17 protein-coding genes are annotated in these 22,929 nt (G+C 73.7%); 3 read left to right on the top strand and 14 right to left on the bottom strand.

Annotation, left to right across the window (positions count from 1 at the left end):
* Nucleotides 1-114 precede the first annotated feature (114 nt).
* Nucleotides 115-1,230 (top strand): C40 family peptidase, encoded by a 1,116-nt coding sequence (locus NFU81_RS04810; protein ID WP_251485287.1) that lies wholly within the window; start codon nucleotides 115-117, stop codon nucleotides 1,228-1,230.
* A gap of 54 nt (nucleotides 1,231-1,284) precedes the next feature.
* On the opposite strand, the gene NFU81_RS04805 is transcribed toward NFU81_RS04810, so the two are convergent.
* The 4 genes from NFU81_RS04805 to NFU81_RS04790 form a co-directional block, all read right to left on the bottom strand.
* On the bottom strand, nucleotides 1,285-2,190 hold the full coding sequence (locus tag NFU81_RS04805) for a transglutaminase-like domain-containing protein (RefSeq protein WP_251485284.1): 906 nt from the start codon (nucleotides 2,188-2,190) through the stop codon (nucleotides 1,285-1,287).
* Between the two features lie 129 nt (nucleotides 2,191-2,319).
* The gene (locus tag NFU81_RS04800) at nucleotides 2,320-2,904 is read right to left on the bottom strand and encodes a hypothetical protein (RefSeq protein WP_251485282.1); all 585 of its coding nucleotides are present in this window, start codon (nucleotides 2,902-2,904) and stop codon (nucleotides 2,320-2,322) included.
* A gap of 142 nt (nucleotides 2,905-3,046) precedes the next feature.
* Nucleotides 3,047-3,739, bottom strand: a complete 693-nt coding sequence (locus NFU81_RS04795; RefSeq protein WP_251485280.1) for a LuxR C-terminal-related transcriptional regulator — start codon at nucleotides 3,737-3,739, stop codon at nucleotides 3,047-3,049.
* On the bottom strand, nucleotides 3,736-5,091 hold the full coding sequence (locus NFU81_RS04790; protein ID WP_251485278.1) for an ATP-binding protein: 1,356 nt from the start codon (nucleotides 5,089-5,091) through the stop codon (nucleotides 3,736-3,738). The genes NFU81_RS04795 and NFU81_RS04790 overlap by 4 nt, the downstream gene beginning before the upstream one ends.
* A 148-nt stretch (nucleotides 5,092-5,239) precedes the next feature.
* Between NFU81_RS04790 and NFU81_RS04785 the strand changes: the two genes are divergently transcribed.
* Together NFU81_RS04785 and NFU81_RS04780 are read left to right on the top strand one after the other, a co-directional pair.
* Nucleotides 5,240-6,535, top strand: a complete 1,296-nt coding sequence (locus tag NFU81_RS04785; protein WP_251485276.1) for a PspC domain-containing protein — start codon at nucleotides 5,240-5,242, stop codon at nucleotides 6,533-6,535.
* Nucleotides 6,532-6,750 (top strand): hypothetical protein, encoded by a 219-nt coding sequence (locus NFU81_RS04780; protein ID WP_251485275.1) that lies wholly within the window; start codon nucleotides 6,532-6,534, stop codon nucleotides 6,748-6,750. Before NFU81_RS04785 ends, NFU81_RS04780 begins: the two co-directional genes overlap by 4 nt.
* Here NFU81_RS04780 and NFU81_RS04775 read toward each other — a convergent pair.
* The 10 genes from NFU81_RS04775 to NFU81_RS04730 all read right to left on the bottom strand — a co-directional run bounded on the left by NFU81_RS04775 (nucleotide 6,698) and on the right by NFU81_RS04730 (nucleotide 22,863).
* Nucleotides 6,698-7,258 (bottom strand): DoxX family membrane protein, encoded by a 561-nt coding sequence (locus tag NFU81_RS04775; RefSeq protein ID WP_251485331.1) that lies wholly within the window; start codon nucleotides 7,256-7,258, stop codon nucleotides 6,698-6,700. The genes NFU81_RS04780 and NFU81_RS04775 overlap by 53 nt on opposite strands.
* Before the next feature lie 156 nt (nucleotides 7,259-7,414).
* Complete coding sequence (guaA, locus tag NFU81_RS04770; RefSeq protein ID WP_251485274.1) at nucleotides 7,415-9,019, bottom strand: glutamine-hydrolyzing GMP synthase; 1,605 nt, start codon at nucleotides 9,017-9,019, stop codon at nucleotides 7,415-7,417.
* 446 nt (nucleotides 9,020-9,465) lie between these two features.
* Nucleotides 9,466-11,298, bottom strand: a complete 1,833-nt coding sequence (locus tag NFU81_RS04765; RefSeq protein ID WP_251485273.1) for a GMC family oxidoreductase N-terminal domain-containing protein — start codon at nucleotides 11,296-11,298, stop codon at nucleotides 9,466-9,468.
* 10 nt (nucleotides 11,299-11,308) lie between these two features.
* A complete protein-coding gene (locus NFU81_RS04760; protein WP_251485271.1) occupies nucleotides 11,309-12,928 on the bottom strand; it encodes a succinic semialdehyde dehydrogenase in 1,620 nt (539 codons plus the stop codon).
* 203 nt (nucleotides 12,929-13,131) lie between these two features.
* A complete protein-coding gene (locus tag NFU81_RS04755; RefSeq protein ID WP_251485270.1) occupies nucleotides 13,132-13,635 on the bottom strand; it encodes a pyridoxamine 5'-phosphate oxidase family protein in 504 nt (167 codons plus the stop codon).
* Nucleotides 13,636-13,723: 88 nt separating this feature from the next.
* Complete coding sequence (locus tag NFU81_RS04750; protein WP_251485268.1) at nucleotides 13,724-15,286, bottom strand: serine/threonine-protein kinase; 1,563 nt, start codon at nucleotides 15,284-15,286, stop codon at nucleotides 13,724-13,726.
* An 85-nt stretch (nucleotides 15,287-15,371) separates the two neighbouring features.
* Complete coding sequence (locus tag NFU81_RS04745; RefSeq protein ID WP_251485267.1) at nucleotides 15,372-17,393, bottom strand: serine/threonine protein kinase; 2,022 nt, start codon at nucleotides 17,391-17,393, stop codon at nucleotides 15,372-15,374.
* Between the two features lie 106 nt (nucleotides 17,394-17,499).
* Nucleotides 17,500-19,323, bottom strand: coding sequence for a serine/threonine-protein kinase (locus NFU81_RS04740; protein WP_251485266.1), 1,824 nt, complete (start codon nucleotides 19,321-19,323; stop codon nucleotides 17,500-17,502).
* 82 nt (nucleotides 19,324-19,405) lie between these two features.
* Nucleotides 19,406-21,073, bottom strand: a complete 1,668-nt coding sequence (locus NFU81_RS04735) for a serine/threonine-protein kinase (RefSeq protein ID WP_251485265.1) — start codon at nucleotides 21,071-21,073, stop codon at nucleotides 19,406-19,408.
* An 83-nt stretch (nucleotides 21,074-21,156) separates the two neighbouring features.
* The gene (locus NFU81_RS04730; RefSeq protein ID WP_251485264.1) at nucleotides 21,157-22,863 is read right to left on the bottom strand and encodes a glycerol-3-phosphate dehydrogenase/oxidase; all 1,707 of its coding nucleotides are present in this window, start codon (nucleotides 22,861-22,863) and stop codon (nucleotides 21,157-21,159) included.
* Between the last annotated feature and the right edge of the window lie 66 nt (nucleotides 22,864-22,929).

The raw sequence follows: 22,929 nt of genomic DNA, 5'->3' as shown, positions 1-22,929 counted from the left end.
CACTGCCGTCCGACAGCGGACGGCACCGGCCGCCCCCGCCGAAGGCCCGGCGGTGTCCTGCTCCCCCGTGCAGGCGCCGCCGGGCCGTCCCCTCGGAAGGAGTGACGGCCCGCGATGGCCTCACACAGTCCCACCCGCACTCACCGCAGGAAACGCCCCGCCTTAACCGGCAGCATCACCCCGGGCGCCACCCGCTCGACCCGCACCACCGCCCGGATCGGCGTCACCCTGGCGCTCGCGTCCGCCGCCTCCGTCTCGCTGCTCGGCGAGATCGGGCACGCGGACCCCAAGCTCACCCCGGACCAGGTCAAGGCGAAGGTGGCCGCGCTCTACCAGCAGGCGGAGCAGGCCACGGAGGACTACAACGGCGCCAAGGAGCAGGCCGACAGCGCGAGTTCCGCGGTATCCGCCCTCCAGGACGAACTGGCCCGCAAGACGGCGCAGTTGAACACCACCAGGGATGCCCTCGGCGGCATCGCCGCGGCGCAGTACCGCTCGGGCGGCATCGACCCGCTGCTCCAGCTGGCCCTCAGCTCCACCCCCGACACGTACCTGGCCCGGGCGTCCTACCTCAACCAGGCCGGCACCAAGCAGAGCCAGGCCCTGGCACAACTGACGGCCCAGCAGCGGGACATCGCCGAGACCCGCGCGCGGGCCGCGGGCAAGCTGACCGCGCTGCGCGACGCGCAGGCCAGGGTCGCCGACCACAAACGCACCGTGAACGCCGAACTCGCCGCCGCCCAGGCGCTGCTGGCCCAGCTGACCGCCGCCCAGCGCGCGGCCGTCGCGGCCTCCGACAGCCCCGGCCCCGCGTCCGGTTCACCCACGTCCGCCTCCCGGGACGCCGCGCGCGTCCCGCTCACCGACGTCGCGGCGCCCTCACCGCGCGCCGCCCGGGCGATCGCCTTCGCCTACGGCGCCATCGGCCTGCCCTACGTGTGGGGCGCCACAGGTCCCGGCTCCTACGACTGCTCGGGCCTGACACAGGCGGCCTGGCGTGCGGCCGGCATCTCGCTGCCCCGCACCACCTCCACCCAGATCAACGCCGGCACCCGGGTCTCCCGCTCCCAACTCCAGCCGGGCGACCTGGTGTTCTTCTACTCCGGGGTGAGCCACGTCGGCCTCTACATCGGCGGCGGGCAGATGATCCACGCACCGCACCCCGGTTCGACGGTCCGTGTCGCCCCGATCAGCGAGATGCCGTTCGCGGGGGCGGTACGTCCCGGCTGAGCCGGGGTGCGGTGGTGCGGCTGCGGGGCTCCGGCGTCACCTCCACGTGCGGGTTCAGCGCAGGGTGACCCGGGACGGGCCGCGCAGGGGGGCGAGTGACAGCACCGTCCGCGGGGTGCGCAGGCCGTCGTTGGTGGTGAACAGGTCGCGGACGGCCGCGAAGTCCGGTTCGGGACCCGCGGTCACCGCGGCGGCCTCGTCGTAGAGCGCACGGATCCCGTCGGTCATCTCGTCCTCGCTGCTCGCACCCGTGCCCCAGATGTCCCACAACAGGGTCTCGACCTTGTTCAGCGCCGCCAGGTCGAGCCGGATGTCGCCGGCGACGAACCAGGAGCCGACCATCGGGTTCTCGTCGAGGGCCAGGCCGAAGCTGTCCGCGTGGGCCTGGCCCGCGCGGATCTTCTGCCAGGCGCTGCCGGCGACCAGGAAGCGGTCCCTGGGGACGTCCATCGGGTCGAAGTCCATGGTGTAGTGCTCGGGGTCGGCGATCTGCGGGTCGGCGAGCAGCCAGCCGCGCGCGTCGTCCCAGTACTCGGTGACGACGTGGTCCCAGTGGAAGCCCTCGGTCGAGAAGTAGTCGGCGAAGCCGGAGCGCAGGCGTGCGGGTATCCCCGCGTGGCGGAGCAAGGACACGTGCAGCAGCGTGAAGTCCCGGCAGATGCCGACGAACCGGTCGGACCACTCCCGGCGGCAGGTCAGCGCGCGCCCGTCGCGGGCCGCGATGAGCCCGAGGATGTCGTCCACGTAGCGCGTCTCCGCGTCGTCCCGCATCCGGTCCTCGGCGATGGGCACGCCGAACTGCCCGCCCTCCACCCGGTGCAGCATCAGGTCCCGCACGATCCGCGCCAACTCCCCCGGGTCGCGCGGCAGGTCGTCGTACAGCCGGACGTACGCGCCCGGGTCGGACGTCGTGCTCTGGGTGCTGTAGTACGCGGCGGCCTCGGGCGCGAGACGGGGCATGCGGGATCTCCTCTGGTCAGGCCGCACGTTCGACTCGCGGACCGGCGCGGTCCACCGTGTCAAATTTCGGCAGGAAATGTCCAGGGGTTACCGCGAGCGGTGCCGCACCGCCCCGCCGCCGCGGACGGGTCAGTGGCCGCCGGTCGGGCGGTCGCAGCCGATGTGGTCGGGGTATCCGCCGAAGGCGTCCGCGGCCAGGGTGTCCTGACTCACCGTCCCCTCCACGCACAGCGGTGAGCTGTCGACCTCGGCGTCGAAGGCGACGCCGTAGGTGCCCAGCGGGTACGTGTCGATCTTCGTGTAGCCGAGGTCGCTGAGCGCGGCGTACGTGCTGCCCGGGTCCAGGTCACCGCGCCGGCTCAGCGGGCCGAGCGCGGACTTGACGCGGGCCACCGCCGCCAGGCCGTCGCAGCGGCTCTTGCCGTGCAGCGTGAAGGGGACCATGAAGCCGTGGTTCTCGGCGTAGTGGTCGGTGGGCGGCACGGCGGGACCCGAGGTCGGCGCGGTCGTGGGCGGCGGGGGCGGGGTGGTGCTCTCCCCGGGGCAGGGGAAGTCCGCCGGCTTGGCGGGCGCCGAGGCCGAAGGCCGGTTCGCCCCGGCCCCGTCGGCGCCGTCCTGCGTCGTGCGCGTACCGCACCCCGCCGCCAGTACGGCCAGCAGCGCGAGCGGCAGTATGCCCAGCCGGACCGCGGGCCCGGTCCTGATCGTCGTCATGACCCGATCCTCTCCCCCTCCCGCGGCGCCCGTCATGAGTTCGGCTACTCAGCGGTCCGGCGCAAAAGCGCCGAGACCGGTTCCCGCTCGGCGGTCGCCTCCCCCGCCGCGCCCCGCCCCCCTCGACTCGTCGCGGGACCGGTCAGACGAGGCGGCGGGCGGTGGCCCAGCGGGTGAGTTCGTGGCGGTTGGAGAGCTGGAGTTTGCGCAGGACCGCGGAGACGTGGGACTCGACCGTCTTCACCGAGATGAAGAGCTGCTTGGCGATCTCCTTGTACGCGTAGCCGCGGGCGATCAGCCGCAGGACCTGGCGCTCGCGCTGCGTCAGGCGGTCGAGGTCCTCGTCGACGGGCGGGGCGTCGGTGGAGGCGAAGGCGTCCAGGACGAAGCCGGCCAGCCGCGGGGAGAAGACCGCGTCGCCGTCGCGGACGCGGAAGATGGAGTTGATCAGGTCGGGGCCGGTGATCGTCTTGGTGACGTAGCCGCGGGCGCCGCCGCGGATGACGCCGATGACGTCCTCGGCCGCGTCCGAGACGGACAGCGCGAGGAAGCGCACCGGCTGGTCGGGGTCGGCGGCCAGCGCGGCGCACCGGCGCAGCACCTCGACACCGCCGCCGCCGGGGAGGTGGACGTCGAGCAGGACGACCTCGGGGCGGGTGGCGGTGACCACGGTCACCGCCTGGTCGACGTCGGCCGCCTCGCCGACGACCTCGACGCCGGTCTCCGCGGTCGCGCCGATCTCGGCCTGCACGCCGGTGCGGAACATCCGGTGGTCGTCCACCAGGACCACCCTGACGTGCCGCTCCCCCTGCGGGGCCGATTCCGTGTCCGTCATGCCGCCACCCTCTCCATCTCAAGTTCGACTTCCGTGCCGCCGCCCGGCGCGGGCCGCAGCCGCGCCTCGCCGCCGTTGCGCCGCATCCGGCCGATGATCGACTCCCTGACGCCCATCCGGTCGTCCGGCACGGCGTCGAGGTCGAAGCCGGGGCCGTGGTCGCGGACCGACACGAAGACCTGGCTGTCCTCGACCTCGGCGTAGACCTGCACCGCCGCCCCGCCACCGTACTTGGCGCCGTTCACCATGGCCTCCCTCGCGGCCTGCATCGTCGCGACGAGCCGGTCGTCGAGCGGGCAGTCGCCGACGCAGACCACCTCGACCGGCACCCCGTGCGCGTCCTCCACCTCGGCGGCGGCGGCCCGTACCGCGTCGGCCAGCGTCGTCGGCTCATCGTCCCGCCCGGTGCCCTCGGGGCGGTAGAGCCAGGCGCGCAGCTCGCGCTCCTGCGCGCGGGCCAGCCGGGAGACCTCGCGCGGGTCGTCGGCGTTGCGCTGGATCAGGGTGAGGGTGTGCAGCACCGAGTCGTGCACGTGCGCGGCGACCTCGGCCCGCTCCTGGGCACGGATACGCATCAGCCGCTCCGCCGACAGGTCCTGCGTCATCCGCACCAGGTAAGGGCCGGCGATCAGCGCGACGCCGACCAGCACGGCGAGCGCGGCCTGCAGGATGCCGCCGACGTGCGTGCCGCTGCCGCGCACCACGATGAAGCCGGTGACGCCCGCGATGACCAGCGCGACCCCGCCCGCCGCCCGTACCAGCGGCCAGAAGCGCTTGCCGTGGCTCATCTCGACCCAGCGGGCCTTGCGGGAGTTGTCGGCCTGCCGCCACACCAGGGCCACGCCGAGGCCGACGATCAGCAGCGGCCAGACCGCGCGGTTGGCGGCGCCCAGGTTGAGGTTGTCGATCAGGATGCCGGTGCCGCCGGCCAGCGCGATCAGCGCCATGACCTGGCCCTTGTCGGGGCGCTTGCCGGCCAGCCAGGACCTGGCGTCGCGCGGCTCCTTCGCCTCGGCGACGCCGCCGATGCCCAGCGGCACGAAGAACCAGAAGACGGCGTAGAGCAGCACGCCGATACCGTTGAAGACGGCGAGCACCAGGAACAGCGCCCGCACCCACAGCACGGGCAGCCCGAGGTGCCCGGCCAGGCCGCGGGCCACGCCGCCGACCATCCGGCCCTCGGAGCTGCGGTAGAGCTTGCGCACCCCGGGGTCGCCGGGCTCCGGCGGTTTCAGGAAGGACGCACCCGTGCGCCCGCCGGCCGCACCCGCGGGCGTACCGCCGGCAGCCGTGCGCGCGCCGCCGCCCGGCGGTCCCGTGTGCGCCCCGGACGGGGCGCTGCTCGCTGACATACCCCCGATCGTCACACGTGCGGCCCTGTTCGGGCATCAGGGTCGATCCCCCAAGGGTTGCCCCGGGTGACGGACCAGGGTCGGATCAGGGTCCTTCCAGGGTCGGGGCGGGTGCCGGGCGCCGCCGGGAGCGGCCAGGATGGTGGGTATGACGCAAGAGCCGCACGACGAGGCAGCACCGGCCGGTGCCACCCGCGCCCCCGCCGACGAGGAGAGCGGGCCTGGCGAGGCCAGGCCGCGCATCACCCGGGGCCGCGAGCACAAGGTGCTGGCCGGCGTCTGCGACGGTGCGGGCCGCTACTTCGGCGTCGACCCGGTCATCTTCCGCATCGTGCTGGCCGTGCTGTCGCTGACCGGCGGTATCGGCCTGATCGTCTACGGCATGGGCTGGCTGGTCATCCCGCAGGAGGGCGAGGACCAGAGCGAGGCGCACCGGCTGATGTCGGGCCGGATCGAGGGGGCGCCGCTGACCGCGGTGCTGATGGCCCTGGTCGGCTGCGGCCTGTACGCCTCGATGCTCGGCAACGGCGCCAACCAGGCCTTCTCGCTGATCCTGCTGTTCGCCACCGCGGGCGCCGTCTACTGGTCGCAGCTGCGCAGGCGGGCGCCCGGCGAGACCGCCTCGCCCGCGGCGGCCGCGGCCGTGGTGGACGCGCCGCCCGCGGTGCAGGCCCCGCCGGAGCCGGGCGGCTCGCCGTCCTGGTGGCGCGACCCGCTGTCGAAGGAGCAGCCCGGGTATCTGTGGGGACCCGACGACGGCCCCTACGGCGACACCGACCGGCAGGCGTGGCGGGACCGCAAGAAGGCGGTCAGGGCGGGGACCGAGCGCAGCTGGCCGTTCGCGCTCGCGGTCCTGCTGCTGACGGTGACCGCGCTCGGGGTCGGCACCGGGGTGTCCTGGCCCTACCAGCCGGTGCGGGTCAGCGCGGAGATCGGCCTGGCGTCGGCGCTCGGCGTGCTCGGCACGGCCTTCGTGGTCGCGTCGTTCGCGGGGCGGGCCAGGGGCGGCACCGCGTTCTTCTCGGTGCTGACGCTGGCCGCGCTGGTCGGCACCACCGCGCTGCCCAGGACCGGCCACGGCATCGGCACCACCACCTGGCGCCCGGTCTCCACCGCGGGCGTGCACCAGATCTACCAGCGCGGCACCGGACGCGGCCTGCTCGACCTGACCGCCCTCCCGCTGGACGGCGGCACCGTGCACACCCACCTGAAGGTGGGCGCGGGACAGGCGGAGGTGCTGCTGCCCCCGGGCGCCACCGTGACGCTCGAATACGACCTCGGCATCGGCGAGACCGTCCTGCCGGGAAAGGTGAACGACGGCGTGGACGTCAAAACCGGACAGCACGGCCGGGTGACGCTGGAGCCGCCCGCCGGCACCGCGTCGACCGGCACCGTCGACCTGCGGGTCGACGTCGGCGTCGGCCAGGTCAAGGTGGTCCGGTGAGACGGCACCGCTTCGAGCCCGCCGCCCTGGTCATGGGCCTGGTCCTGATCACGCTGACGGTCTTCTTCCTGCTGGACGCGGGCGGCGTGTGGGACCTGCACCCGTGGACCGCCGGCGCGCTGGCCTTCGGCGGCCTGGTACTGGCCGCCGCGGCCGGCATCGTCACGCAGGCGGCGCGGACCGTACGCGCCCGCCGGGAGCGGCGGCGCCCGTAGCAGCGGCCGCGGTGCGCGCCTGCGGTACGGCCCCGCGCTCGCGCCGGGCGCGCAGCCACCAGTCCAGCGAGAGCGTGGGCGCCCCGGCCAGCACCAGGGGCAGCCACGCCATCAGGTACGCCAGGTCGTTGCCGTAGTAGTACGGCGTCGTGGACCAGCTCACGGTCAGCCACAGGCTCAGCGATATGGCCGCGCCGCCTGCCGCGGCGACCCGCCCCAGCAGCCCGAACAGCGTGCCGAGCCCGACCGCCAGCTCGCCCAGCGCGATCGCGTACCCGAAGGGGTGCGGCGCCTTGAGCGCGAGGTCGATCAGCCCGGGGATCGCGGCCGAGTCGTGCGACCCGTGCAGGATCTGCACCAGCGAGCCGTTGGCGCTGTCGGTGAAGAAGCTGTCGCTGGTCAGCTTGTCGAGACCGGCGTAGACGAAGGTCACCCCGAGAAAGATCCGCAACGGCAGCAGTGCATGGCGCCGGGCGGTCTCCCGCCAGAGGTCGATCCTGTCGCGCATCGTCTCCGCCTCTCCCGCCGCGCGCAGGTCGTCGGGTGGAAGCGGTCTTCCGGTGCGCGGGCGTCCGACAGTCATACGTACACCAGCGCGCTGTGTCTCAACGCCGACGGCGCGAACCTTCCGGTGCGCGCCGTCGGTCGCCGCCGCGGGCAGCGGTCACTCCCACTCGATCGTGCCCGGCGGCTTGCTCGTGATGTCCAGGGTGACCCGGTTGACGTCCTTGACCTCGTTGGTGATGCGGGTGGAGATCCGGGCCAGGGTGTCGTAGGGCAGGCGGGACCAGTCGGCGGTCATCGCGTCCTCGGAGGAGACCGGGCGCAGCACGATGGGGTGGCCGTAGGTGCGGCCGTCGCCCTGGACGCCGACCGAGCGGACGTCGGCGAGCAGCACCACGGGGCACTGCCAGATCTCCCGGTCCAGGCCCGCCGCGGTCAGCTCCTCGCGGGCGATCGCGTCGGCCTCGCGGAGCAGGTCGAGGCGGTCGCGGGTGACCTCGCCGACGATCCGGATGCCGAGGCCGGGGCCGGGGAAGGGCTGCCGCTGGACGATCTCCTCGGGCAGGCCCAGCTCCTGGCCGACCATCCTGACCTCGTCCTTGAACAGCTTGCGCAGCGGCTCGACGAGCTGGAACTCCAGGTCCTCGGGGAGGCCGCCGACGTTGTGGTGCGACTTGATGTTGGCGGTGCCGGTGCCGCCGCCGGACTCGACGACGTCCGGGTAGAGGGTGCCCTGCACCAGGAACTCCACCGGGTGGTCGTTCGGCGCCTCGGCGACGATCTCGGCCTGCGCCTGCTCGAAGACCCGGATGAACTCCCGGCCGATGATCTTGCGCTTCTGCTCGGGGTCGGAGACGCCGGCGAGCGCGGCGAGGAAGCGCTCCGAGGCGTCGACGACCTTCAGCTGCACGCCGGTCGCGGCCACGAAGTCCTTCTCGACCTGCTCGGTCTCGCCCTTGCGCATCAGCCCGTGGTCGACGTAGACGCAGGTCAGCTGGCTGCCGATGGCCTTCTGCACAAGGGCGGCGGCCACCGCGGAGTCGACGCCGCCGGACAGGCCGCAGATCGCCCGGCTGCTGCCGACCTGGGCGCGGATCAGCGCGACCTGCTCGTCCACCACGCTGGTGGTCGTCCAGGTCGGGGCCAGGCCCGCGCCGCGGTAGAGGAAGTGCTCCAGGATCTGCTGGCCGTGCGTGGTGTGCAGCACCTCGGGGTGGTACTGGACGCCGTAGAGCCGCTTCTCGTCGTTCTCGAACGCGGCGACCGGCACCACGTCGGTGGACGCGGTCACCGTGAAGCCCTCGGGGGCGGCCGAGCAGGCGTCGCCGTGCGACATCCACACCGACTGCTCGGCGGGGGTGCCCTCGAAGAGCGTCGAGCCCGGCTTGGACACGCTCAGCCCGGTGCGGCCGTACTCGCGCGACCCGGTGTTGTCGACGGTGCCGCCCAGCGCGGTCGCCATCAGCTGGAAGCCGTAGCACATGCCGAAGACCGGCACCCCGGCCTCGAACAGCGCCGCGTCCAGGGTCGGCGCACCCGGCTCGTAGACGGACGACGGGCCGCCGGACAGGATGACCGCCTTCGGGCCCTTCGCCAGCATCTCGGCGACCGGCATGGTCGAGGGCACGATCTCGCTGTACACCCGCGCCTCACGCACCCGGCGGGCGATGAGCTGGGCGTACTGCGCCCCGAAGTCGACGACGAGGACGGTGTCCGCCGCGGTCTCGGTGCTGGTTTCGGGGGCGGCGGGGGTCGCTGGTGCCACGGGCTGCCTTCCGGCGGTTGCTGCGATGGGGTGGACTTCCGATTCTACCGTCGCCGCGCTCACCACCATGACCCGCACGGCGGCCGCCGCCGTGACCGGGCGCACCGGGGCCGCGGTCAGACCCTTTCGAGGGGGATCACCCAAACGGCACGTGACCGGCTCGCGGCCACTTCGTTGGAGGTGGTGTCCGTGCCAGCCAGGGGCGGTAACCAACACCACGCGTGGAAAAGGACACCGCCCAGACGCAGCTGGGCGGGGTGTGACCGGTGCGATGAGGCGGCCGCAGGAATGCGCCGCCGTGGGACCTCGCACCGGTTCCAGTGGCCGGACGGCAGGGGACAGCAGCCCGGTCACGACTCTAAAGAGGCGGTCGGCGCCGGGGACGCCCGGAACCGGCCGCTCTGCGAAGAGAGCACCGCGAAGCACACATTACAGCTTGTTCAGAGCTATTTGTCAGGAACGGTCTGCGCCGGCGGCACCGCCGGAACCGGCAGCAGCGGCAGCCGCAGACCGCCGAAGGCGTCCTCCGGCACCACCGGGGCGGCAGGCCTGACCGCGGCGATCCTGCGGTAGGCCTCGCCCTGGGCCGGCCGCGGGTCCGCCTCGCCCTTGTTCGGCCACAGCGACATCGCCCGCTCCGCCTGTGCCGTGATCGTCAGCGACGGGTTGACGCCGAGGTTCGCCGAGACGGCCGCACCGTCCACCACGTGGATGCCCGGGTGCCCGAAGAGCCGGTGGTACGGGTCGATGACGCCGTGCTCGGCGTCCTCGCCGATCGGACAGCCGCCCAGGAAGTGCGCGGTCATCGGCCGCTGGGTGGCCTCGCCGACGTTGCTGCCGGGGAAGCCGTTGATCTGCTCGGCGATCAGCCGGGCCGCCTCCGCGCCCTCGGGGATGTGCACCGGGTTGGGTTCGCCGTGGCCCTGCCGCGCGGTCAGCAGGCCCTTGCCCAGGCCCTTGGTCTTCCGGTAGGTCGCCAGCGAGTTGTCGCTGGTCTGCATGACCAGGCCGATGATGGTGCGCTCCGACCAGTGGTAGTTGGACAGCGAGCGGAAGGCCACCACCGGGTGCCTGACGTTGTTGCCGAGGAATTCCAGCCAGCGCGGCACCCTGCCCCGGTAGGGCGCGGCCAGCAGCGAGAGCGAGCCCATCGAGTTGGAGCCGCGGCCGTAGCGGACCGGCTCGATGTGGGTGTGGTCGTTGGGGTGCACGGACGAGGTGATCGCCACGCCCCGGGTGAAGTCCAGCTCCCGGTCGGGGTACTTCCTGCGGTAGCGGCCAGGCGTGGTCTGGGCGCCGACCAGCGCCTCGGAGTTGGTCCTGGTCAGCTCGCCGAGCCGGGCCGAGATCCCGGGCAGCCGGCCCGCGTCGCGCATCGCGTGCAGCAGCGTCTGCGTGCCGTACGTGCCCGCCGCGACCACCACCTGCCGGGCGCGCAGCACCTGGCGCTCGCCCTTCCTGCGCTGGTCGGTGGGCACCGAGGTGACGCGGTAGCCCCCCTCCGGGTCCTCAGCCAGGTCGGTCACCGTGGTCATCGGGTGGACGACGGCGCCGGCCTGCTGCGCCAGGTGCAGGTAGTTCTCGTTGAGGGTGTTCTTGGCGCCGTGCCGGCACCCGGTCATGCACTCGCCGCACTCGGTGCAGGCCCTGCGGGACGGCCCGGCCCCGCCGAAGTACGGGTCGGCGACCTCGTCGCCGGGCGCCACCTTCTGCTGGCCCTCCGCGTCCTCGCCGTCGCCGAAGAAGACGCCGACCGGGGCCAGGTGGAAGCTGTCGCCGACGCCCATCTCCTCGGCTGCGGCCTTCAGGTGCACGTCCGACGGGGTGACCGTGGGGTTGAGCCGCACGCCGAGCATGCGCTGCGCCTGGTCGTAGTACGGCGCCAGCTCCTGCTGCCAGTCGGTGATGCCGCCCCACTGCCGGTCCTGGAAGAAGGCGGCGGGCGGCACGTAGAGGGTGTTGGCGTAGTTCAGCGAGCCGCCGCCCACCCCGGCGCCGGCCAGCACCAGCACGTTGCCCAGGACGTGGATGCGCTGGATGCCGTAGAGGCCGAGCGCGGGCGCCCACAGGTAGTTGCGGAAGTCCCAGGAGTTCTTGGGCAGTTCGTCGCGGGCGAAGCGGCGGCCCGCCTCCAGCACGCCGACCCGGTAGCCCTTCTCGGTCAGCCGCAGCGCCGAGACGGCGCCGCCGAATCCGGAGCCGATGACGACGACGTCGTAGTCGTAGCCGTCCTCCCCGCTCCCGCCCCGGCCTTCCTCCCCGCCCTCTTGCTGTGCCACAGGTGCCTCCTCAGCGCATCCGGAGCGTCTTCATCAACCGCAGCGAACGGCTCAGGAAGGCCGCGTACTTCTCGTCGTCCATACCGAAGGAGGGCGCCATGGGCAGCAGCCGCTGGGTGGCGACGGTCTGGGCCTCGGTGAACTTCAGGATCCCCTCGGAGCCGTGCCTTCGGCCCAGCCCCGAGTCCTTCATGCCGCCCATCGGCGCGCGCACGCTGCCGTACGCGGCCGCGTAGGCCTCGTTGACGTTGACGGTGCCCGAGCGCAGCCGGGCCGCGATCCGTGCGCCGCGGCGGGTGTCCTTGGTCCACACGCTGGAGTTGAGGCCGTAGTCGGTGGAGTTGGCGCGCTCGACGGCCTCCTCCTCGTCGCGGAAGCGGTAGACCGAGACGACCGGGCCGAAGGTCTCCTCGGTGCAGACCGCCATCGGGGCCTCGACGCCGTCCAGGATGGTCGGCTCGTAGACGTAGGGGCCGATGTCAGGCCGCGCCCGGCCGCCCGCCAGCACCGTGGCGCCCTTCTCGCGGGCCTCGTCCACATGCCGGGTCACCACGTCCAGCTGCCGCCTGCCCACGAGCGAGCCCATGCCCGCGCCGTACGCCAGCGCCGTGCCGAGCTTGAGCGCCTTGGTCCTGGCCGCGAACCTGTCGAGGAAGGCGTCGGCGACCGACTCGTCCACGAACAGCCGCTCGATGGAGATGCACAGTTGGCCCGCGGAGGCGAAGCAGGCGCGGACCGCGCCGTCGGCGGCCTTGTCGAGGTCGGCGTCGCGCAGCACCAGCAGGGCGTTCTTGCCGCCCAGCTCCAGGCTCGCCCCGATCAGCCGGGCGGCGGCGCGCTGCGCCACCTCGCGGCCGGTACGGGTCGAGCCGGTGAAGGACACGTAGTCGGCGTGGTCGACCACGGCGGGGCCGACGACCGGCCCGTCGCCGATCACGATCTGCCACACGCCCTCCGGCAGGCCCGCCTCGACCAGCTGCTCGCGCGCCCACAGGGCGGTCAGCGCGGTCTCGGTGTCCGGCTTCATCACGACGGCGTTGCCGGCGACCAGGGCGGGCAGCGCGTCGCCCACCGACAGCTCGAAGGGGTAGTTCCAGGGGGCGATCTGCCCGACGACCCCGCGGGGCTGGCGCAGCTCCACCGTGCGGGTGAGGGTCGGGATCGCGCCCTGGTGGCGCTTCGGCCCCAGATACGCCGGCGCCTTGCGCCCGTAGTGCCGTGCCGCCATCGCGACGACCTGCACCTCCTCGTGGGCGTGCAGCCTGGCCTTGCCCGTCTCGACCTGGATGAGGTCGAGGACCTCGGCCTGGCGCTCCAGGACCAGGTCGTGGAAGCGGAGCAGCACCGCGGCGCGTCTGCGGGCCGGCGTCGCCGCCCATTCCCGCTGGGCCGCGCGGGCCTTGCGGAAGGCCTCCGCGACGTCCTCGGGCGAGGCCTCGGGGTACTCGGCGAGGCGCTCGCCGGTCAGCGGGGTGTGGCTCACGGTCCTCGTCTCCCCCGGCAGCCCGCGCGTCAGCCGCGCGACCAGGTCCGGGGTGACGACGTCCTGCGGCCCGCGCGCGCCGCCCGGCGCGGCCGGGTTCCCTTCCGGGGGTGCGGTCGCTTCTGCCAGCTCCGGGGAATCCGTCATGCCGGTGAGGTTACGACGCCTCGCACGGCGTGACTACCCATGAGTAGCCGTTTTCTCCGGCGCCGCGCAGATTCCGCCACCATCGGCTGGCATATTCACTCCTCCCCAGGCCACCCACGGCGTAACCGGCGGTAGCCCACCCCTGGCGGGGCAGGCCGCCGGCGCGGTTTCCCGGCTGCGGGCGCAGCGCCCCGCAGCGCCGCTCAGGCGCGGCCGCGCCGCGCGAACTCCGCCGCCGTCGTACCCCCGGGAAGCCGGGTGGTGAAGTCCAGCAGGCCCACCCACGTGGGGCGGACCGCGATCCTGGCCATCCGCGTGCCGGGGTGGCTGACGGACGCGAGCGCGGCGGCGGCCTGCTCGGGGGTGCCGTAGCGGTACTGCGCCAGCCGGTACTCGGGGACGATCCCGGCCACGTCGGTGACCTCGGCCCGGCCGCGGATGAGCAGGGCCTGCGGCGGCGCACCCGCCACGTCGATGGTGATCGCCACGTCGGGCCTCGCCCGCAGCGCCGTGATCTTGCGGGCGCCGGCGAAGGTGGACAGGACGACCTCATCGCCCGTCCAGTGGAAGAGCATCGGGAAGACCCGCGGAGTCCCGTCCGCCGCCGTGTACGCCACGCGCGCCAGCTCCTTCGAGCCGAGCAGCCGCCGTGCGGCGTCCGTCTCCAGCAGCCCGACGTGGCCCTGCGGCAATTCCATCGCGTCCATCGGTCCCGCTCCCGTCACCGCCGGCCCCGCCGGTCGGGGCCGTCCGGTAGAGGACCCCGCGGCGGCGGGAAAGGAATCGGCGGTGCGCTCAGGGCGCGAACGTCGCCCGTACCGTGTCGAAGATCGCGCGGGTGCGCTCGACCTGGGTGACCGGGCCCGACACCCACACGTCGTACATCCGGCCGTCCTGCGTCCAGCACAGGTCGAAGGTGCGGCGGGCGCCGCCGCCGGTGGCGAAACCGTCGTAGGTGAACTCCCACAGCGCGGCCTCCGCGCCGTGCTGGGTGGTCCGGGTGATGACGCCGTCGCGGTAGCCGGCGTACGGCCCGTGCGGGTGCTGGGCCGCGACGTGCTGCGCGTGCATCACGGCGTACGGGCCGCCGGGGTCGGGGTCCTGGGCCCGTTCGCCGAAGCGGAAGCTGCGGTCGGGCGACCAGTAGTACACCCGCGGCGCGGTCTCCTCCCGCACGTAGCCCGCCGGGAGCGCGACGGAGAAGCCGCGCTTGTCGGTGAGGGTACGGAAGCCGGCCGGCAGCACCGGGGTGGTGGGCGTCGGGCTCGGGCGCCGCGTGGTGGGCGTGGACGTCGGGGGCGCGGTCGTCGTCGGGTGCGGTGGTGCGGCCGCACCGCTGCCACTGCCGTTCCTGCTGACCACGAGCGCCGCGGTGCCGCCCGCGACCATCGCGATCAGGACGGCCACCGCGAGACCGGCCAGCACCCGGCGCCTGCGGCCGCGCGGCGGCGGCACGGCGGGCGGCGGCGCGGCGGGCGGCTCCGCCACCACGAGCTCCGGCGTGGGCGCGTCAGGGGTGGGCGGCTCGACGCCGGTCTCCGCGTACGCGACCAGCACGGTCTGCACCTCCGCCGCGGCCATCCGGCGGGCCGGGTCCCGCTCCAGCAGCCCCCGCACCACCGGCAGCAGCGGGCCGACCGCCGTCGGCGGCGTGATGTCGGCGAACGCGACGGCGTGCACGATCTCGCCGAGCGACTCCCGGTGGAAGGGCGAGTGGCCGTCGACGGCCGCGCACAGCAGCGCGCCCAGCGACCACAGGTCGGACTCGGGACCCGCGGCCCGGCCGCCCGACATCCGCTCGGGCGCGGTGTACTCGGGCGAGCCGACGAAGGCGCCGGTCTCGCTTATCGTGGCGCTGCCCGGGATACGGGCGATGCCGAAGTCGGTGAGGACGACGCGGCCGGTGGCCCGGTCGACCAGGACGTTCGCGGGCTTGACGTCGCGGTGCTGGATGCCGTGCGCGTGCGCGGCGAGCAGCGCGCCCGCGACCGCCGCACAGATCCTGGCGGCCTCGCGCGGGGCCAACGGGCCGTCCTCGCGCAGGATGTCGGCCAGGGAGCGGCCGTCGACCAGCTCCATGACGATCCAGGGGCGGTCGTCCTCCTCGACGACGTCGTACACGACGACGACATGCGGGTGCCGGATGCGCGCCACGCTCCGGGCCTCGCGCAGCGCCCTGTCGTGCTGGCGGCCCGACTCCGGGTGCAACTCCTTGACGGCCACCTGCCGGTGGAGCAGCTCGTCCGTCGCCGCCCACACGGTGCCCATGCCGCCCCGGCCCACCTGTGCGGTAAGGCGGTACCGCCCCGCGAGCACGTTCCGCGGTGCCGCGGCGCCCCGACCCCCGTCGCTCGCCATACCCCCCATCATGCCGTACCCCTCCGGGGCGGTGCGCCGATTCCCCCGCACGGAGGGACGCCGCCCCGGGGGGGACACCCGCGGGTCAGGACGTGGTGTAGGTCTCGACGACCTTGTCGAACGCGCGCTGCACAGCGGCCCGCTGGGAATCGGGACCGTAGATGAGGACCACGTGGTACCGGCCGCCGATCTGGATCGCGAGATTGCGGCCGTACACGGACTGCTGGTCGGCGTTCCGCCAGGTGTACTCGCCCTCTGCGGCCTGGTGCCCCTGCACCGTGACGGCCTGCAGCCCCGCCGCCGAGGACCACGACGAAGCGCGGAAGTCGGCGAGTTCCGGCTCGACCAGCTGGTAGGCCAGCGGATCGTCACTGTCGCCGGTCGCCTTGTCGCGGCCGGGCACGACGGTCATCGTGAGGTCGCTGCCGGTGTAACGCACCTGCCCCTTGCCGTTCTTGGCGGCGCGCTGCCAACCGGTGTGGACGGCGACGGTGAAGCCCTCAGGGTCGGTGCGCAGCGCGAAGTCCGTCCCGAGGTCGGGCGGCGGCGCGGCCGGCGCCTCGGTGGTCGGGGCGGCCGACGTCGGGGCCTTCGTGGGCTCCTTCGTCGCGCTGTGCGTCGGCGCCGCGGTGGCGGAGGGCGAGGCCGTGGGCGTCTTCTTCTTGCCGCCGCCGGAGCCTGAGCCGATGTCCGCCGGCACCGTACGGTCCCCGTTGCCGCCGTCGGCGGAGTCGCCGCGGTGCGGCAGCAGCAGCACCGCGAAGACCACGAGCGCGACCAGCACCGCGAGGACCAGCACCAGCAGCCGGGCGCCGAGCCGGCGCGGGGCGGCCGCGGTGCCGTCGGCGGCGGGGCGGCGGGAGGAGACGACCTGCTCGTGCTGGAAGTGCTCCTGGCGGACCTCGCTGCGCCCGACCCGCTCCCGCTTGGCCTTGGTGGCCTTGGCCTGCTTGCCGCGGGCGTGCCTGCGGTGCTGGAGCCCGGCGGGGTCGGCGGCCTCGCGGCGGCGGCGCCTGACCAGCTCGCCCTTGCGGCGCTTGACCGGGAGCCGGGCAGGGTCGGTGGGCACCTGGACGGTGTGCGCGCCGATCTCGGGTTCGGGCGCCGAGCGGATCAGCGAGCGCAGCCAGCCGCCCAGCTCCTCGGCCTCGGGCCGCTCTTCGGGGTCGGGCCGGAGCAGCGACTCGACGACGGGCCGCAGCGGCCCGCACTCCTCGGCGAAGGCCGGCGGCTCGGCGCACACCAGCTGCACCAGCTCGGCGGCGTTCTCCTCCGGATACGGCGGGTGGCCCTGGACGCTGCGGAAGAGCAGCGAGCCGAGCGCCCACAGGTCGGCGGGCGGGCCGACCGGCGGCGACAACTGCCAGTTCTCGTGCACCGGGTGGGCCTGCTCCGGCGCCCAGCGCTCGGTGACGGCGCCGACGACGGTGATGCGGTTCTGCCGGGCCCGCTCCTGTTCGAGCGCGGACCGCGGGCCGTGCCAGGCCGCGGGGTCCCGCCGCCCGCCCTCGGCCGCGCCTTCCGCGGCCCCTTCCGCGACGACGGCACCGACCTGCTCGGGCAGCGGGTCGTAGCCGCAGAGGGCTTCCTGCGCCGCACCGGCCGCCAGGCCGCCGAGCATGGCGCGACCGTCGTCGCAGACCAGCACGGTGCCCGCGGTGACGTTGCGGTGGGTCCAGCCGTTGGCGTGCAGCGCGCGCAGCGCGGTGAGGACGTCGGAGGCGACCTCGGCGGCGCGGTAGGCGTCGATGGGGGCTTCGGCGAGTAACGCGGCGAGCGGCCGACCGGACACCAGTTCGCTCGCGATCCACAGGCTGCCGTCCTCGACGAAGATGTCGAAGACCTGCACCAGGCGCGGGTGGTCGGGGATCGCGGCGGCCGCGCGGGCGGCCTCCAGAGCGCGGCGGGAGCTCTCGTCCAGGCCGTCGGGGTCGCCGTCGTCGGCGAACTCCGCGGCGACCACCTCGGGCAGCAGCACCTGGCGGACCAGGACCTCCTGGCCGCTGTACGTGTCGAAGGCGCGGGTCTCGACGAGTTCGTACTCGTCCGCGGGCGGCCTGGGCAGCCGGTAGCGGTCGGCGAGCACCCGCCCTGCGTATTCGTCCACGGCGCCCCCTCCCTGGCCCGCTCTGCCTTCGGTACGAACCGGTCACGTCCGGGCGGTTCCGGATGCGTACAGTCCGCGTCCCTTCACGATACGTGCTGCGGTGCGCTCACTTGGCCGGTTTGAAGGTGCTGAAGACGACCTCACGGATGTGGCGGTCGGTGTCGCTGTTCCATGCGGTGGCAGGGAAGGTGATCAGCAGTGCGTAGCCGTGGTGGGCGTCCGTCACCATGCCGCGGTTCTGGACACGCATTTGCGTACCCGAAATCGTTCGCTTGTACTCCCAGTCCGCGGCGTCGTACGTGCGGTAGCCGACCTTGTTGACGCCGATCTGCTGGTAGCCGTTCATGCCGGGACCGACCGTCTCGGAGTCGTGCTGCCACTGGGCCAGCGCGCTGGGGCCGGGCGTCGGGGTGAAGTCGACCAGCAGCTCCGCGCCGGCGGGACCGCTGAAGAGCACGCCCGAGTGGTAGTGGTTCCGGCCTGCGGGCATCTGCCGCCAGCCGGCCGGGAGGGCCACGAGGGCATTGCCCGCTCCCTGGAACAGCTTGTACCCCTGCGGCGCGACCCCCTGCCCGCCGAGGTCGTCCTTGCCCTTGCCCTTGCCCTTGCCGCCGCCGTCCTTGCCGCCGTCCGCGTTGTCGTCACCCTGCTCGGCGTCGTCGCCCGCGGCGGGCGTGGCGGTCGCGGAGGTCGGCGCCGAGGACGGGGGGCGGCTGCCGCTCGTCTTCCCGGTGCTGTTCGTCGCACCGGGATTCTTGCTGTCGCCCTTGTCGCCGCCGGAGTGCGCGAGCGCGACTCCTATCAGCGTGCCCAGCAGGGCCAGCACGACCGCGACGGCGGCGATGACCAGGGTGCGGCGCGGCACGACGTCGGTGATCGAGGCGCGGGCCGGCACCGGCGCGTCGGGCGCGACGCCGGGCTCGGGCGCGGGCGTCACCTTGGCCTTGCGCACGGAGCGCAGCGCCTCGCGCACCCTGAGCTGCTCGGCGGCGGACCGCCGGGCGGCGGGCGGGGCGTCGGTCGGGGTGGGCTGGGGGTCGAGGGGCAGCAGGGTCGTCCTGGTCTCGCCGCTGGGTGCGGGCGGCGCCACCGGGCGCTCGGGGGCGTTGGCGACGTCTTCGAGCAGCGCGCGGGCGGCGGGCTCGTCGAGGCGCTGTTCGGGGTCCTTGGCCAGCAGCCCGGTGATGACCGCGCCGAGCGGCCCGGCGTTGGGCATCGGCCCGATGGGCTCGGTCATCACCGCGGTCAGGGTGGCGATCGCCGAGCCCTTGTCGTACGGCGGCCGGCCCTCGACGGAGGCGAAGAGCAGCGCGCCCAGCGACCACAGGTCGGCGGGCGGTCCCGGCTTCTGGCCGCGGGCGCGCTCGGGCGAGATGTACGAGGGTGCGCCGACCAGCATGCCGGTGGAGGTGACCGAGGGATCGCCGTCGATCTGCGCGATCCCGAAGTCGCCGAGCACGACCCGCGAGTCGTCGGCGATCAGCACGTTGGACGGTTTGACGTCGCGGTGCAGGATGCCCTCGCGGTGCGCGGCGGCCAGCACGTCGAGGATCACCAGGCCGACCTCCGCCGCCCGCTTGGGGGTCAGCGGACCGTCCTCGCGGATGGCGTCGGACAGCGACCTGCCCTCGATCAGCTCCATCACGATCCACGGCCGGTCGTCCTCCTTGACGACGTCGTAGACGGTGATGGCGCCGGTGTTGCGGATTCTGGCGGTCGCCTTGGCCTCGCGCAGGGTGCGCGTGACCAGGCGGCGCTTCTCCTCCTCGTCCACGTTGCCGGGGAAGCGCAGTTCCTTGACGGCGACGTTGCGGCCCAGGGTCTCGTCGACCGCGCGCCAGACCGTACCCATGCCGCCCTTGCCCAGTACGCCGTCGAGGCGGTACCGGTCGGCGAGCACGCGTCCGTCGGTACCTTCGTCCTCGCTCATGGGTTCCCTCTGCAGTCCTGCGGTGTGAGTCCCCATCATCCCCGAACGGGGCACGGAGACGCGAATGCGGCGACCGGGCGGCCTACGTCAGTCCGTCTGCCCGGAAACCGGCGACGGCAGCCATGAACACCGGCTCGTAGGTGTCCCATTGGGATTTCGGCGCGGACAGGTAGATCGCGTACTCGCGGCCGCCCTCCTTGCCGAAGCCGAGGTCGGCGGCTCGGAAGGTGGCGCTGGTGCCCTTGAAGGTGAACTCCCACAGGGCGGCGTCCTGGCCCCAGTCGGTCTTGGTGCGCGTCATCCGCTCGCGGTGGTAGTCCTCGACCTGGCTGCGGGTCTGCGGCTCCAGGTCGAGCCAGTGCTGGTACGGGTCGGGGCTGCCGAAGTCCAGGGCGCTGATCTTGAGGCCGACCTTCTTGGTGGGGTCGACGTAACTGATCTGGTCGCCGTTGTCCGTGACCTTCTTCTTCCAGTGGTCGGGGACCGGGACGCTGTAGCCGTGGTCGGGCCGGCTCTCCAGGTGGTAGCCGTCGGGCACCGGCGGCGGCTCGTACGTGGTGGGGGCGGGGGTGGGGGTCGTCGGCTCCGTGGTGGGCGGGGTGGTCGGCGGCGTCGAGGTGCCGGTGGGTGCGCCGGTGGTGCTGACGCCGCTCCCGCCGGCCGCGTCGGAGCGGTTGGCCCGGTCCACCGCGAAGGCGACGCCGCCGGCCGCCACGGCCACGGCCATGGCGGCGGCTATCCAGCGGCCGGGGCGCCGGCGGGGCGAGCCGCCGTGCTGGGTCGGCCGGGTGTCCTGGGCGTGCTGCGGTTCGTGCGGGTGCTGGGCGTGCTGGCCGTGCGGGTGCTGGTGCTGGCCGGGCGGCTTCCCGGACGCCGGGAGCCGCTGCGTGAAGCCGGCCTGGTCGACCTGCGCGGTGTCCTGCTCGCCCGCGGGTATTCGCAGCATCTGCTCGGCCGCTTCCGCCGACAGCCGCTCGGCGGGCTCCTTGGCGAGCAGCCCGGCGATCACCCGGGTCAGCGCCCCGGCGTTCGGCGCCGGCACGACCGGCTCCTCGGCGATGGCGTACGCCGTCTCGATCGCGGTCGGGCGGCGGAAGGGCGACTTGCCCTCGACGGCCTGGTAGAGCGTGGCGCCCAGCGCCCACAGGTCGGCCTCGGGACCCGGGATGGCGCCGCGGATGCGCTCGGGCGACAGGAAGTCGATGGAGCCGATCAGCTCGCCGGTACGGGTCAGGGTGGAGGTGCCGGAGGCCTGGGCGATGCCGAAGTCGGTGAGGACGACCCGCCCTCCGTCGCCGAGCAGCACGTTGCCGGGCTTGACGTCGCGGTGCAGCACGCCGGCCCGGTGCGCGGCCCGCAGTGCGGCGATCATGCCGCGGCCGATCCTGGCGGCCTCGGGCGGCGGCAGGGCGCCGCGCTCCTTGAGCAGTTCGCCGAGGGTGACCGAGGGGACGTACTCCATGACGATGGACGGCAGTCCCGCGTCGTCCACCACGTCGTGGACGACGATGACGTTGGGGTGGCTGATCCTGGCGGCGGCGCGGGCCTCGCGGCGGGTGCGCTCGAAGAGCGTGGCCACCTCCTCCTCGGCCAGGTGCGGCTGCGGCGGGTGCAGTTTCTTCACCGCGACCTGGCGGTCGAGGAGTTCGTCCTCGGCCCGCCACACCGTGCCCATGCCGCCGCGGCCGATGCGCTCCATCAGCCGGTAGCGGCCCGCGACCAAGCGTCCCTCGTCCGCGGGTCCCACCATGTCCAGTTCCTCCGTCTGTCCCCCGATCACGCGTTCCCGGAGAGCCGTTCCGCACACCCCGTCCGCGTCCAGACGCCGTGCGCCTAGAGAGGCACGATATCGGGCGCCCCCAACCGGGCGGCATCCGCGGTCAGATCATCGGGCTGGAGCTGCGATTCGCGCTCGGCTTCCACCCGCTTCTCGTAGTACTCCACCTCCTTGTCGATCTGGTGCGCGTCCCAGCCGAGCACGGGTGCCATCAGCTCCGCGGCCTCGCGGGCGCAGCGGGTGCCGCGGTCGAAGGTCTCGATGGAGATGCGCGTCCTGCGGGCCAGCACGTCGTCCAGGTGGCGGGCGCCCTCGTACGCCGCCGCATAGACGACCTCGGCCCGCAGGTAGTCGTCCGCGCCGGTCAGCGGATCGGCCAGCGACGGGTCGCCGGCGATCAGGTCGAGCACCTCTTCCGTCAGGGTGCCGTAGCGCTGGAGCAGGTGCTCGATGCGGGCGACGTGCACGCCGGTGCGGGCGGCGGTCCTGGCCCGGGCGTTCCACTCCGCCTGGTAGCCCTCGGCCCCGGACAGCGGCACGTCCTCGGTGCAGCACGGCGCGACCCGGTGGTCCAGGCCGTGCACGGCCTCGTCGACGGCGTCCTTGGCCATCACCCGGTACGTCGTGTACTTCCCGCCCGCGACCACGACGAGCCCCGGCACCGGGTGGGCCACCGTGTGCTCGCGGGACAGCTTGCTGGTCGCGTCGGACTCGCCGGCCAGCAGCGGGCGCAGCCCGGCGTAGACGCCCTGGACGTCGTCCCTGGTCAGCGGGGTGGCCAGCACCGAGTTGACGTGGTCGAGCACGTAGTCGATGTCGGCGCTGGAGGCCGCCGGGTGCGCCTTGTCCAGGTCCCAGTCGGTGTCGGTGGTGCCGACGATCCAGTGCCGGCCCCACGGGATGACGAAGAGCACGCTCTTCTCGGTGCGCAGGATCAGGCCGGTGTTGGAGTGGATGCGGTCCTTGGGGACCACCAGGTGGACGCCCTTGGACGCGCGGACGTGGAACTGCCCCCGCTCGGCGATCAGCGACTGGGTGTCGTCGGTCCACACCCCGGTCGCGTTGACCACCTGCTTGGCGCGGACGTCGTACTCGCCGCCCGCCTCGGTGTCGTGCACCCGGGCGCCGACGACGCGCTCCCCCTCGCGGAGGAAGCCGGTCACCCGGACCTGGTTGGCGACGTGCGCACCGTAGGAGGCGGCGGTACGTATCAGGGTCGCGACGAAGCGCGCGTCGTCGACCCCGGCGTCGTAGTACTGCAGCGCGCCCACCAGGGCGTCCTTGCGCAGCGCCGGGGCGATCCGCAGCGCGTGCTTGCGGCTGAGGTGGCGGTGCAGCGGCAGCCCGCGGCCGTGCCCGGACGACACCGACATCGCGTCGTAGAGGGCCACGCCGGAACCCGCGTACAGCCGCTCCCAGCCCTTGTGCTGGAGCGGGTAGAGGAACGGCACCGGGCGCACCAGGTGCGGGGCGATCCGCCCCAGCAGCAGCCCGCGCTCCTTGAGCGCCTCGCGGACCAGCGGGAAGTCCAGCATCTCCAGATAGCGCAGCCCGCCGTGGATCAGCTTGCTCGATCGGCTCGACGTGCCCGCGGCCCAGTCGCGGGCCTCGACGAGCCCGGTCGACAGTCCGCGGGTGGCGGCGTCCAGTGCGGTCCCGGCGCCGACGACACCGCCGCCCACCACCAGGATGTCCAGCTCCTTCTCCGCCATCCGGGTGAGGGCCGCCGTGCGCTGGGCCGGTCCGAGTGTGGTCGTACGCATCCGTACCTCCGTGCCTGCCTGTGCAGATCGGGCTCTGGGTCGGTTGTGCCAGGGCTCCGCCGGGTA

Source organism: Actinacidiphila cocklensis (assembly GCF_907177275.1).
GTDB classification, from domain to species: Bacteria; Actinomycetota; Actinomycetes; order Streptomycetales; family Streptomycetaceae; genus Actinacidiphila; species Actinacidiphila cocklensis.
Note: the sequence above shows the minus strand (reverse complement) of the source record. Positions and strands in the feature narration are given on the sequence as shown.